12 protein-coding genes are annotated in these 12,376 nt (G+C 37.0%); 4 read left to right on the top strand and 8 right to left on the bottom strand.

Annotation, left to right across the window (positions count from 1 at the left end; genetic code table 11):
- Positions 1 to 17 precede the first annotated feature (17 nt).
- Together P6N22_RS02685 and P6N22_RS02690 are read right to left on the bottom strand one after the other, a co-directional pair.
- On the bottom strand, positions 18 to 281 hold the full coding sequence (locus P6N22_RS02685; protein ID WP_280329919.1) for a hypothetical protein: 264 nt from the start codon (positions 279 to 281) through the stop codon (positions 18 to 20).
- 166 nt (positions 282 to 447) lie between these two features.
- Positions 448 to 1,560 carry a site-specific integrase gene (locus P6N22_RS02690; RefSeq protein WP_280329921.1) on the bottom strand — a complete coding sequence of 371 codons (1,113 nt, stop codon included), beginning with the start codon at positions 1,558 to 1,560 and terminating at the stop codon, positions 448 to 450.
- 579 nt (positions 1,561 to 2,139) lie between these two features.
- On the opposite strand from P6N22_RS02690, the gene P6N22_RS02695 reads away from it, so the two are divergent.
- A complete protein-coding gene (locus P6N22_RS02695; protein ID WP_280329923.1) occupies positions 2,140 to 2,715 on the top strand; it encodes an isoprenylcysteine carboxylmethyltransferase family protein in 576 nt (191 codons plus the stop codon).
- A gap of 8 nt (positions 2,716 to 2,723) precedes the next feature.
- Here P6N22_RS02695 and P6N22_RS02700 read toward each other — a convergent pair whose 3' ends face one another.
- Both P6N22_RS02700 and P6N22_RS02705 read right to left on the bottom strand, forming a co-directional pair.
- Positions 2,724 to 3,452 (bottom strand): fructosamine kinase family protein, encoded by a 729-nt coding sequence (locus P6N22_RS02700; protein WP_280329925.1) that lies wholly within the window; start codon positions 3,450 to 3,452, stop codon positions 2,724 to 2,726.
- A 16-nt stretch (positions 3,453 to 3,468) separates the two neighbouring features.
- Complete coding sequence (locus tag P6N22_RS02705; protein ID WP_280329927.1) at positions 3,469 to 5,871, bottom strand: AAA family ATPase; 2,403 nt, start codon at positions 5,869 to 5,871, stop codon at positions 3,469 to 3,471.
- Between the two features lie 98 nt (positions 5,872 to 5,969).
- Between P6N22_RS02705 and P6N22_RS02710 the strand changes: the two genes are divergently transcribed.
- The 3 genes from P6N22_RS02710 to lpdA are packed head-to-tail and all read left to right on the top strand — an operon-like array spanning position 5,970 to position 8,950.
- The gene (locus P6N22_RS02710; protein WP_280329929.1) at positions 5,970 to 6,761 is read left to right on the top strand and encodes a biotin/lipoate A/B protein ligase family protein; all 792 of its coding nucleotides are present in this window, start codon (positions 5,970 to 5,972) and stop codon (positions 6,759 to 6,761) included.
- A complete protein-coding gene (lipA, locus tag P6N22_RS02715) occupies positions 6,745 to 7,608 on the top strand; it encodes a lipoyl synthase (RefSeq protein ID WP_280329930.1) in 864 nt (287 codons plus the stop codon). Before P6N22_RS02710 ends, lipA begins: the two co-directional genes overlap by 17 nt.
- Positions 7,601 to 8,950 carry a dihydrolipoyl dehydrogenase gene (gene lpdA / locus P6N22_RS02720; protein ID WP_280329932.1) on the top strand — a complete coding sequence of 450 codons (1,350 nt, stop codon included), beginning with the start codon at positions 7,601 to 7,603 and terminating at the stop codon, positions 8,948 to 8,950. Before lipA ends, lpdA begins: the two co-directional genes overlap by 8 nt.
- Before the next feature lie 9 nt (positions 8,951 to 8,959).
- Here the strand turns inward: lpdA and P6N22_RS02725 are convergent, their stop codons facing one another.
- The 4 genes from P6N22_RS02725 to pdhA are packed head-to-tail and all read right to left on the bottom strand — an operon-like array spanning position 8,960 to position 12,375.
- On the bottom strand, positions 8,960 to 9,205 hold the full coding sequence (locus P6N22_RS02725) for an acyl carrier protein (protein WP_280329934.1): 246 nt from the start codon (positions 9,203 to 9,205) through the stop codon (positions 8,960 to 8,962).
- On the bottom strand, positions 9,202 to 10,431 hold the full coding sequence (locus P6N22_RS02730) for a dihydrolipoamide acetyltransferase family protein (RefSeq protein ID WP_280329936.1): 1,230 nt from the start codon (positions 10,429 to 10,431) through the stop codon (positions 9,202 to 9,204). Before P6N22_RS02730 ends, P6N22_RS02725 begins: the two co-directional genes overlap by 4 nt.
- Positions 10,428 to 11,408, bottom strand: a complete 981-nt coding sequence (locus tag P6N22_RS02735; protein WP_280329938.1) for an alpha-ketoacid dehydrogenase subunit beta — start codon at positions 11,406 to 11,408, stop codon at positions 10,428 to 10,430. Before P6N22_RS02735 ends, P6N22_RS02730 begins: the two co-directional genes overlap by 4 nt.
- Positions 11,401 to 12,375 carry a pyruvate dehydrogenase (acetyl-transferring) E1 component subunit alpha gene (gene pdhA / locus P6N22_RS02740; protein WP_280329940.1) on the bottom strand — a complete coding sequence of 325 codons (975 nt, stop codon included), beginning with the start codon at positions 12,373 to 12,375 and terminating at the stop codon, positions 11,401 to 11,403. Before pdhA ends, P6N22_RS02735 begins: the two co-directional genes overlap by 8 nt.
- Position 12,376 lies beyond the last annotated feature (1 nt).

Genomic DNA, 12,376 nt, shown 5'->3' on the forward strand with positions numbered 1-12,376 from the left:
TTTCCTTTTAAAATAATTCATGGTCTGTTCTGATGCTTAACACTTTCTGTCTCATCCAGCCATTCAATTACATCACTTATATTCCAGACTCTTCTACCAGAAACCTTTTTCCATGTTGGTAATAATTTATGTTCTAAAATTTGCTTTTCAGAAAAATCTGAAAATATTTTATATATGCCAGAACAACTTAATTTTATTTCAGTACCCAATTGTCTTACATCCAATACAAAACATCCATATTTATCATATAGCATTTTTATTTTAAACTCTTGATTTGTCATTTGTAACTCCTTGTTGTCTTTTTATCTGCCAATCTTAAGTGTATAAACATTCATCTAAACTTAATTTTTTCACTTTATATACTCAAAGACACAGTTAATAAATAATTGATTGCACTTCATTTAAAATTGCATTTTTCAAAGCGAGTATCCCATTTGTATCGACACTTTATATACTCAAACTTTGAGTTGCTTCATGTCTTTTATTTGGAATCAGATGCGAATAGCGCATCGTCATTTCAATCGTTTTATGCCCAAGTTGCTCTTTAATTTGTAATATATCTAGTCCTGTACTTGCCAGCCAACTAGCATGGGTATGGCGTAAGCTATGCGTAGTTATTTTATATTTTGCTTCTTTTTTATCATTATTAGGAATAACTGCATTTACAGCTGATATAAAATATTTTGGCATAGAACGATAAGGAGTTCCATTCTTCCTTGTAAAAAGTAACTCAGTAGGTTCACCTTTACGCATCTCTTTTTCTAATATATCCATCAATTGTGGAGAGATTGCGATATGTCTTGAATTACCTTTTTTATTCTTTTTAAAATATATAGTATTAGTATTGAAGTCTATATCCTGCCATCTAAGAGTTGCAACTTCTGAAAATCTTGCTCCTGTGAATAGTAAAAAACTTGCTAAATGATATGTGTTTTTACTCAGTAGTTTTAAAATTTCTAAGATCTCTTTAGCTTGTTCTACTGTCAAATATGCGAGTCTTGCATTATCAAGCTCTGGCATTTTTACACGACCATTTGCTATAGGGTTTGGAACATTTTGTATCAAATCGTTTTTTATTGCAAAGTTAAATACCTGACGAGCTATCGCCAAGCAATGTTTCACACTACTTGCACTTAATCCTTTAGCACTCAGTTCTGCTTTCATCTTTTCAAAATCTAAAGGTTTTAAAGATTTAACAATTTTGTTTCCAACTCTTGGTTGTATATGTTTTCTATATCTTATCTCATCATCACGCCATGTTTTTTTATTGCTTTTTGCATACTCCAAATACTTTATCCATAAATTATCAAACTTAATTTTTGCAACACGGGTACCTTTGATTTGAGGGACTTCATCTGTTTGTATCTTAAATTTAGTCTCTATAAGTTTTTGATAGGCATCTTTAATTGTAAAGTCATGAAATCTTGTTTTTTTTCCAACAAGAACTCTCTTAGATATTCCATCTATATCCCTGTAGTTAATATAATAAGACACATCACCATTTTTTAATTCATTAATCCAAACGCCCTGATATTTTTTAGATGCTGGTTTTAATGCCATTTCTTCAACCTTTTTCTTGATTAAGCAATCTTAAGTGTATAAAAATTAAAAAAGTCTTAATCAGTATAACTTACAATTATTGTAGCAAAAAGGTCTCATTTTTTTACTACAGTTTTTACTACAAAACTGAAAAAAAGCGTATAAAAAATTGCTGAAAAATGAATAAAAAAACAGGAGAAATAAAGGGGAAAAATCCCTAAAAACAGAAGTTTTATGATAATATTTGTCAACTTTTAAGAAAAACAAAAAAGTTGGAATTTTTGGATTCAAAATCCGTTATCTTCGGATGTGGGGGTTCAAGTCCCCCCGCTGGTACCACTTATCAACAAAAAAACAATAAACTTTCTCCTCATCGGACACAAAATCATTTTCTATAGAAATTTTTATTTAGATCAATAATTTCGTTAATATATTGTTTATAGATTTATAAATAAAGAGATTTCAATGATGGATAACCAAGAATCTGTATTAAAATTCAAACCTTCTCAATGGTTCAATGTACTCGTAGCTTACCTTTCTGTACCAATTATTCTATTGCTTTGTGGATGGGATTTCAGTTGGTGGCAAGCATGGTTATATTTGGTTCTTATAGTTACAGCGGGAATAGTAAGTCGTTTATTGGCAGAACAAAAACATCCCGGCATTTTGGCTGAACGCTCCAAATACTTCAAGCCTCAGGATGTAAAGCCTTGGGATAAAGTGCTTGGTACGTTAATGGCGTTGAGCATCTCTTTTCCGCTTGTTATCGTGGCAGGTCTTGAACACCGTTTTGCATGGTCTCCCCTTTTCCCAGTTTGGATGAATATATTCGGCTTTGTTTTGATCGCATTTGGGTATAGCTTTGCTTCATGGGCCTTGATTGAAAATCGTTTCTTTTTCAGTTTAGTACGTATCTTAAAAGATGGGGAACATAAAGTGTGCAATAGCGGTCCCTATAAAATAGTACGCCACCCTGGCTATGCAGGAAATCTTTTGGCACTTCCAGGTATGGTTCTGGCATTAAATTCAATATGGACATTAATTCCAATGTTCCTAGCCATCATAATTACGGTAATAAGAACAGAATTGGAAGACAAAACACTTCAAGAAGAACTGCAAGGGTATAAAGAATATACACAGCAGGTAAGATATAAACTGTTTCCCGGTATCTATTAAAATGTCAGTTAGAGCTTAGCAATCAACTCAAAACCATTTTCGCACTCTCGTAAATATCCGGAACCAAAAAGATTATAGTGATTGAGATGGTGATATAAATTATAGATAACTTTTTTTGTTTCGTAAGCTTTACTTTTTGGGTATGCTTTCTCATAACTCTCGTAAAAAATAGAAGAAAAACCTCCAAACATCTCACTCATAGCGAGATCCACTTCCCTGTCACCGAAATAGACAGCGGGATCGATCAGCCACACTTTCTCTTTATCGTACAATACATTTCCGCTCCATAGATCTCCGTGAACAAGGCTTGAATGCTCTGTATATTCATTTAGAAAATCTTGCAGTTTAGCTTTATTGTTCTGCAGCAGTGCCGAAAAGCTTTTTTGAACATCTGCATTTTGAATAAGCGAAATTTGATACGCAAGCCTATACTCCACAAAAAAACTCCCCCACTCTTTTGAAAGTATATTTTTTTGAGGATTAAGTCCTATATAGTTATCTTTATCGTAACCAAAATACTCATAACTCTTTTGATGCAGTAATGCAAGACCCTTGCCAAGAGCTGTAAAATGCTCTTTAGTTGGTTCTACTTCATTTATGTACTGCACATGTAGTTCGTTTTCATTCACCAAGTTAAAATCAGGTATAAAGATATATGGGTTATCTTGCAGTGCTTTTTGCAGGAGTCTTAACCCGTCTGCTTCTTCTTTTGCCGACTGGTTATGTTTAACAAACATTTTTCTGCATCTTACTCTATTTTTTCTTCATAGCTCTGTTGATGATTTTTTTGAGTTCCTCACCGTCGATCACCTCTTTTTTAATAAGTCTTTTTGCAACTGCTTCGATTGCAGGCCACAAGCGTTTAACTTCCCTTTGGGTTTTATGTTTTGCTTCTTCGATCCAGGCAATCATACGCTCTTCTATACGTTTTGAGAATAACTTTCTATCATAGACCGATTCAACGCCGCTGACATTGAGATATCCGATCTCATCATCCATTCCAAAAAGGGCAACTGCAGCATATACCTGCATACTTGCAACTTCTAAATCATTAATAGCTCCAGTTTCCATCCCCTCTTCACCAAACTTTTCCATTTTTGCTATACGCCCAGCTAAAAGAACACATACGTCGTTAAAAAGTTCCTCTTTTGAAGTTGCATCGACATAATCATCATTGTGGTATGAAACAAATCCCAAAGTCTCGCTTCTTGGTGCAACTGTTACCTGTTCTATCTTAATGTCCGGCAGTAAGAAATAAGAGAGCACCGCATGACCAGCTTCATGGTACGCCGTTTTTGCCATAGACTTTTCAATATCTCTGATCTGTTTGTTTTCTAATTTAGTTCCATATTTAATAATATTAATTTGTTCTAAAAGGATCTCTTCTGTAAGTTCTTTAAGCCCTTTTCGTGCGGCTTGCAGGGCTGCTTCTTGCCCTATACGCTGGAGTTCATTGCCGCTAAGACCTGAAATATACCGAACAACTTTTTCCACATCTATCTTTTTGTCATGAGGTTTTTTTAATACCTCTTCTATAAAAAATCGTCTTGCTTCCATATCAAGCTTCGGTACCTCTATACGTATATCTAGACGTCCAGCTTTACTTAGATCTTCTGGAATGTTTTCAACACTGCTAAGTGTAGCTATAGTAAAAACAGGAGATTCAAAACTCCCGTTTAAAATATCTAACTCCTCTTCAACAGGAGTAGTACTCATAAGCGAGATCACCCCACTCATAACACCCGGTGTGTCAATATCTTCTAAAAGCACTATTGCAGGAGCTGCAGCAAAAGCTTGTGCATAAGCTTTATGGATTTTGGCTGCGTCAAAAAGCTCCGCACCGCTTAAAACAACGTAAGGCATATCACTTTCATAAGCAAAGGCACGTGCTAAAAGTTTTTTACCCATACCGCGGGGACCATACAAAAACATCCCCTTTGGCGGTGTCATATCAAACTGTTTTAAACGCTCCGGTTCTTTTAAAAGGGCAAGTACCTCTTTTAATTCATCTTTGACCCTCTGCTGTCCTGCAACATCGGAAAACTTTATGTCTGAAACATGTAAAGCATCAGGAGTTAAGATCGAGAGTTTCTCTTTTGCATAAAAAGCATTTTTGATCTTGCATGTTACACTTTTACCCTCTTTGATAATCTCCCAATCGAGAGTTATACGCATATGTTGTTGGCTTATTTTCTTAATAAAAAGATTCTGCTCTTTGAGTACATTATTTACAAACTCTATTGCCTCATCGAGTACGTCAAAATGGATCTGCTCTAGTTCAGGTGTTACTTTAAGTGCTTCATACACTTGTGTAAATATAAGTTCAGGTATCTTTTGAATAATGTGTCTGGCATTTATATAAGGTGAGAGTGAAAGTGTCAGCAATGATGCGAATTTATCAAAGTTTGAGTATTCGATCTCCAGTTTCGAATCTTTTGCAAAATGTTGCGACATCTCATGAATTGTCCTTGCCGCAATTTTTATAAGTGCAGGTAAAGTAAGACGATTAAAAGGGATAACCGTATGCTCATTTAAAAGAGAAAGCAGTTTTTTATCAAATGCTTCTTCCTTCATACCGTTTACCATTACATACTCTTGCGCAAGTTTTTCCATAAGGTAGGTATGTGCTTGGAGCGGGTCTGACTTTAGAAGCTCTTTAAAATCTTGTCTTTGTACAATAGAACCGAGCCTTGTTGTACTCATAATAACAATAACTTGAGAGAAATCAACTTCATTTGCTTCATTGCCGCCAAAAAGCGAATACAAAGCCAGCTGTGTTTGAAAATCCCCTTTTTCAATATCTTCAAAGAACAAAATTGATTTTGGATTTTCTTTGACAAATTCTGTCACTTCAGAAGAGATCGAAGGTAGAGAAAACTGTTCCATCCCCATAGAGACATTACCGCTGTATTGTTCCATATTGAAAGTTTTTATCTGCTCAAGTTCTTTGTCTGATTGTAAAAGTGTTTGAGCCAGATAATGCTTTCCACTGTTTGCAAGTCCTATAAAAGTAAAAAGTGCCCTCACCTTTTTTTTCGATTTCAGTAGACTTGATTGCAGTAGACTTTTCGTCAGTGTAGTTACTGCTTCTTGTTGATCAAAAATTTTTTCGTTTATTAGCTCTTCAATTGAATTGTCATAGCTTGAATTTTGCATTTTTCACCTTACTTTGTTATACGCTTTACACTACTTGTTTAAAGTATATCAAAAACTAACTCTCATTTTATAACTAATTAATTATAATAGCTACTAATATGCAAAAGATTATAAAAAAATTTCGTTTATTGGATACACCTGTAGCAAACGCTTCATACAATATGGCTGTAGATGAAGTACTGCTGCAAAGCTCTATAGATAGCGGCATACCTATTTTAAGAATATATGAATGGGAAAATGCACTGAGCTTTGGACGTTTTAACAAGATCCACGAAATTCTTGATCTCACAACTGTAGATCTAAACAAGATTTCATATGCTCGACGTTTAACGGGCGGCGGTGTACTGGTTCATGGAGGTGACATCTCTTATTCGCTAATTATGCCCAAAACTGCACTTCATGATTTAAGCCCCAAAGAGAGTTATAGATATCTTTGCAGTTTTTTGATCAATTTTTATAAAAAACTGGGACTTGAACCAAAGTTTGCACAAGATGAAAATCTACATATATCAAAGTCAAATATCTGCACCGCTTCAAACGAGCCTTATGATATTACGATTAATGCCAAAAAGATAGGTGGTAACGCACAAAGGTACAGCAAAAAGACTCTATTTCAACACGGTTCCATACCTTTGTCAGTAGATACAAAACTTTTTGAAAAGCTCTTTTTAGAAAATGCCCACCTAGAAGATATAAATACCTTAGAAAAGCTCGGATTGTCTTCGAGTAAAGATGAATTAAAAAAACTAATGATACACTCATTTATAGAAAGTTTTAATGTAGAGCTTATAGATGATACTCTAACAGAGCAAGAGTTTCAAAAAATTGATAAGCTTCAAAAAACAAAGTATGACACTTATAGATGGAATATAGATGCAATACAGCTTTAAAAGAAAGCCTGAGTGGCTGAGAAAGAAGATTAGTTTTAGCATAAACAAAGAGCTTGAATCGCTTTTGGAGAAACACAATATAAGTACAGTGTGCCAAGAAGCTATGTGCCCCAACATTAGTGAATGCTTTTCAAAAAAACAGGCTACTTTTTTCATTATGGGTACAGAGTGTACACGACGATGTAGCTTCTGTGCAGTCGATAAAGGGCATCCAAAACCTCTAGATATCAATGAGCCTGACAACATCGCTAAAGCTGTCAAGATAATGGGCTTAAGACACGTGGTAATTACAAGCCCTACCCGTGATGATCTGCATGACGGAGGAGCTGAGCACTTCTGCAAAACAGTACAGGCAATAAAAGAGATGGACAGCTCCATCGTCGTTGAAATTCTCGTCCCCGATCTGCAAGAGGATAAAGATGCTATCAAACAGATCGCAAAGAGCGGTGCAGATATAGTCGCCCATAATCTTGAAACAATTCCCAGACTCTACCATATACGAAAGGGAGCTTCATACAAACGCTCACTGAATGTTCTTAAAATGTTAAAAGAGTACAACTCTAAAGTTGCTACAAAAAGTGGGATTATGGTTGGTTTTGGTGAAAAACGGGATGAGGTCTTAGAGTTAATGCGAGATCTCTTAGATGTGGGGTGTGATTATTTTAGCATCGGACAGTATCTCCAACCAAGCCAAAAACATGAAAATATAGTAGAATATGTAGAACCAAAGGAGTTTGAAACACTCAGAATAATTGGGCTTGATATGGGATTTAGGTATATACAAAGCTCTCCATATACAAGAAGCAGTTATATGGCACATGAATATCTGGAGCATCAAAATGGATAGATATGAAGTAGTAATAATTGGAGCAGGCCCTGGAGGGTATCAGGCAGCATTAGAGCTTGGAGATGCAGGTAAAAATGTATTACTCATTGACAAAGCAAAAGAAAAAATAGGCGGAACATGCTTAAATGTCGGCTGTATCCCTACAAAAAATTATCTTCATAATGCCGAGTTTATCTCTAAAATAGAGCATTTTATAGACTCCGGTGTAAATCTTCAGTATGAAGGTCTTGATCTAGCTCGCCTGCAAACAAAAACTACGGCACTTATAGATGAGATCAGAAGCGGTGTGGTATGGATGCTTGATCAAAGCAATGTTAATCTGCTTTACGGAGAAGCAACATTTCTCGATCAGCAAACTATCCAAGTCGATAGTAAAACAATAGAGTTTGATAAATGTATTATCGCTACCGGTTCAAAACCAAGAGAACTTGAACTTTTACCGTTTGATGGCAAACAGATCATCTCTAGCAACGATATCTTTACCCTCGAATCACTTCCAAAGTCGATCACAATAGTGGGCAGTGGTGCCATAGGGTGTGAAGCAGCCTCATTTTTCAATGCTTTCGGGGTGAAAGTCACTCTTATAAACAGAGGTGAAATGATACTTTCAAAAGAGGATATCGATGTTGCAAAAGCTCTCAGACGTGTGTTTAAGAGAAGCGGTATAGAGCTTATAAATTCTGCTTCGATTAGAAGTGTCGACAAATCCGCTGAAAGTGTAAAACTAACAATTGAGTCCGAAAATGAAGAGAAAGTGCTACAAAGCGATATTGTTTTAAGTGTATCAGGACGTATTCCAAATACTGCTGCATTAAACCTGGAAAAAGCCGGAGTGCAACTTGATGCAAAAGGTTTTATAGAGATAGATAGTTCATTTAAAACAACAAACAGTAATATCTATGCCGTCGGTGATTGTATAGATACTCCTGGGCTTGCACATACGGCATACAAAGAGGGAAAAATAACCGCTTACAATATCATAAACTCTGCTTCAAGGCAAAATATACACATATCGCCTTCTACGGTATATACAAACCCTCAAGTAGCAAGCTGCGGTTTAAAAGAAAGCGATGCACAAAAAGAAGCAATTGATGTAGATGTAAAAAAGGTATATTTCAAAGCCAATGCAAAAGCAAAAATTTTAGGCGATGACTCCGGTTTTGCAAAAATAATAGTTTCAAAGGAAGACAGGACAATACTGGGTGCAGCTATTATAGGTGTAGAAGCTACGGAGATCATCCATGAACTTGTATTTTCCGTAGAGAAAAAACTCACTATAGACGAGCTTAGAGATGTAATCCATGCCCACCCAAGTGTATCGGAGATAATCAGTTATCTTTAAGAGCTAACATTATGCTCCGTGATCTAAAAAGTAAGCAGCCATTTCATTAACTGAGCCCACTTTTGCATAATCTGCTTCAGGCACTTCTACGCCAGTATTTTTATTCATAGCAGTTAAAATTTTTAAAAAATCGAATGAATCTATCTCTAATGAGCGTTGTATGTTTGCACTAAACTCTATTTCATCCTCTTCAACATCAGGTGCAATCTCTAGTATCGCTTTTACGATCATCTTTTGTAATTCATCTTTTGTCATAACATCTCCTTTGGATTTTGTAATATAGTATTGAATGTATCTAAAAATTTTGCACCGATTCTACCGTCAGTTGCACGGTGATCGCCGGCCAGTGTAGCCTGCATCACTTTTCTAACACTCAGTGTATCACCTTCAGCCCAAGGAGCATCTTTTATAATTCCAAATCCTATTACTGCAACCTGTGGTGGATAGATGACGCCAAAAACGCTGTCAACTCCTAAGTCACCGAGATTTGTAATAGTAATTGTTTGCGCCATCAGTTCACTTGAACGAAGTTTGCTCGCACGAGTCCTTGTGATCAGATCACCTAAAGATTCCATAGTATCGTTTAAATTTTTAATATCTGCATGTAAAAGTGCCGGTGTTATCAAACCGCCTTTTCTCAAAGCTATCGCAATTCCCGGATGTATCGCTTCACTAACCTGCAGCTCATCATCTTGCCAAAAACCATTCAATTCAGGTACTTTTTGTAAAGCTACTACAGCTGCACGTATCAACATTGCAGCAGGCAAAATCCTATCTTGTATATCTCTTTGTTTATTGAGCTCTTCGAGGTACTCTAAAGCAGGTGTCATATTTATAGCCGTTGAGAGATAATAGTGTGGTATCTCGGCATTAGATTTACTCATGGCAGCAGCAATTGCCTGACGCATACCATCCTTTGCTTTTGTAGATTCTATTTTTTTCTCTTGAGGTTTTTCATCTTTAACGGCTACTTTTATCTCCTGTGGATTTAAAGCTTCTAATTGAGCAAGTTGTATGACACCGTTTCTCGGCGTTATGCTAGAGAGATCTATACCTAATTCCTCAGCTTTTTTTCTAGCTGCAGGAGATACTTTGACATCTCTGCTTTGTATCTTAACCGATTGTTCTTCTATCTTCGGTTTTTGCTCCGCTTGAGGCTCTATCTCTTTTTGCTCTATCACCTCTTCTTTTTGTTCAGATTTAGGTTCTGATTTTTCTTCTACTCTTACCTCGATACTTTCATTGGCATCTGAGTTTATTATCGCTAAAGGGGTACCGACTTTACATTCAGTTTCTTCTTCAACCAAAAGCTTCTCAACAATACCGTCTTCAAAAACCTCGATCTCTATGACACCTTTAGAAGTTTCAACTTCAGCAATTACATCCCCTTTACTGACTTTGTCACCCTCTTTTACGTGCCACTCCATTAAAACAGCCGATTCCATATCGGCACCGAGACTCGGCATTAGAAATTCACTCATGATACACCTACTGTTTTTATAGCAGCTTCAACTATCTTGTCAGCCTGCGGTAATGCTGCATCTTCAAGATGCTTAGCGTAAGGTAACGGTACCTCTGCCGTACATACTCTGGCCATAGGAGCATCAAGCTCATAAAAAGCCTGTTCGTTAATACGAGCCATTATCTCGGCAGATAAACTGCCGCTTTTCCACCCCTCATCAACTATAACAACTCTGTGCGTCTTCGCAACCGAAGCCATAATGGTTTCATCATCTAAAGGGCGGAGAGAACGCAAGTCTATCACTTCGGCATTGATCCCCTCTTTTGCCAAAGATTCGGCCGCTTCAAGTGCTTTAAAAACACTTATTCCATATGTGAGGATCGTTACATCTTTGCCCTCTTTTTCTATTTTCGCTTTACCGATAGGCAGAGGTATGGCATCTAGATCTAGTTCACCTTTTGCATTATATAACAGTGCATTTTCAAATATCAGTACAGGATCAGGGTCTTGTAATGCCAGTCCCACCATATCGTATGCGTCTTGCACGGTAGCGGGAGTTAAGATTTTTAAACCGGGAATATGTGCAAACCAGCCTTCAAGTGAGTGTGAATGTTGAGCGCCTAGCTGCTTACCTCCGCCTGTAGCCATACGTATCACCAAAGGGACATTAAATTGTCCGCCTGACATATGCATAAGTGTTGCTGCATTGTTCATTATCTGATCGAGTGCCAAAAGGCTGAAGTTTACAGTCATAATCTCTACGATCGGGCGCATACCGTTAAGTGCAGCACCAATGCCCGCACCGGTAAATGTTGATTCGCTTAGTGGAGTATCTATGATCCTTTGCTCGCCAAACTTCTCTAAAAGTCCCATACTTACAGCATAACATCCGCCGTAATGACCGACATCTTCACCCATTAAAAATACGCGCTCATCACTGCTCATAGCATCATCTATGGCCGCTCTTACAGCTTCACGGTATGTTGTCTCAGCCATTACTCACCTCCGAGTATACGAATTTTTCTAAATCTTCTAAAGGTTCTAATTCAGAGTTTTCTGCGAACTCGACAGCTTCATCTATAGTATCTTTTATATCTGCTTCTATCGCTTCTACAGGAATTTCTGACCACAGACCAAGCTCTTTTAGTTTTTTCTCAAAAACAACTAAGGGACCTTTCTCTTTCCAAACTTTTACTTCCGTTTTTTCACGGTAAAGTTCCGCATCAAACATAGAGTGAGCACGGAAACGATAAGTCAGACACTCTAAAAAAACAGGCTTTGAAGTATCTTTTATATCTTCTACTGCACGCGCAGCAGCTTTAGCAACCTCTACAACATCCATCCCGTCAATCTGTTTTGAATGGATATTGTAAGACTCGGCTTTTTTATATATATCTGTCTGGGATTCCGTATATTTTAAAGCCGTACCCATAGCATATTGGTTATTTTCACATACAAAAAGTATAGGTAATTCCCATAAAGCGGCAAGATTAAGTGATTCATGAAATTCACCCTCTGCAACTGCACCATCACCAAAAATAGCTACAGTTACCCTATTACGATTTTGCATCTTGTCAGCCAATGCCATCCCCACAGCTAAAGGAAGACCACCACCTACTATGGCACTCCCTCCATAAAATCTGCTTTTTGCATCGAACAGGTGCATAGAACCGCCACGTCCTCTGGAACATCCATCTATTTTTCCATAGAGTTCAGCCATCACACTTTTTGCACTTATCCCCCGAATAAGCGCATGACCATGTTCTCTGTATGTTGCAAGGACTGCATCATCTTCACTCAGGGCATCACAAAGCCCTACTGCTACAGCTTCTTCACCGATATACAGATGTAAAAAACCACGTATTTTCTGTGATGAATAAAGCTCTATACACTTCTCTTCAAAACGACGAATCAAAAGCATTTTTGAGTAAAATTCTTTTGCTTTTTCAATAGTTAAATTCATA

The organism is Sulfurimonas sp. C5, assembly GCF_029872055.1.
In the GTDB taxonomy this organism is placed as follows: domain Bacteria; phylum Campylobacterota; class Campylobacteria; order Campylobacterales; family Sulfurimonadaceae; genus Sulfurimonas.

Coding starts and splice junctions, on each gene's coding strand:
- P6N22_RS02685 (WP_280329919.1), bottom strand. CDS start 281: ATGACAAATCAAGAGTTTAAAATAAAAATGCTATATGATAAATATGGA.
- P6N22_RS02735 (WP_280329938.1), bottom strand. CDS start 11,408: ATGGCTGAGACAACATACCGTGAAGCTGTAAGAGCGGCCATAGATGAT.
- pdhA (WP_280329940.1), bottom strand. CDS start 12,375: ATGAATTTAACTATTGAAAAAGCAAAAGAATTTTACTCAAAAATGCTT.
- P6N22_RS02725 (WP_280329934.1), bottom strand. CDS start 9,205: ATGACAAAAGATGAATTACAAAAGATGATCGTAAAAGCGATACTAGAG.
- lpdA (WP_280329932.1), top strand. CDS start 7,601: ATGGATAGATATGAAGTAGTAATAATTGGAGCAGGCCCTGGAGGGTAT.
- P6N22_RS02700 (WP_280329925.1), bottom strand. CDS start 3,452: ATGTTTGTTAAACATAACCAGTCGGCAAAAGAAGAAGCAGACGGGTTA.
- P6N22_RS02710 (WP_280329929.1), top strand. CDS start 5,970: ATGCAAAAGATTATAAAAAAATTTCGTTTATTGGATACACCTGTAGCA.
- P6N22_RS02705 (WP_280329927.1), bottom strand. CDS start 5,871: ATGCAAAATTCAAGCTATGACAATTCAATTGAAGAGCTAATAAACGAA.
- lipA (WP_280329930.1), top strand. CDS start 6,745: ATGCAATACAGCTTTAAAAGAAAGCCTGAGTGGCTGAGAAAGAAGATT.
- P6N22_RS02690 (WP_280329921.1), bottom strand. CDS start 1,560: ATGGCATTAAAACCAGCATCTAAAAAATATCAGGGCGTTTGGATTAAT.
- P6N22_RS02730 (WP_280329936.1), bottom strand. CDS start 10,431: ATGAGTGAATTTCTAATGCCGAGTCTCGGTGCCGATATGGAATCGGCT.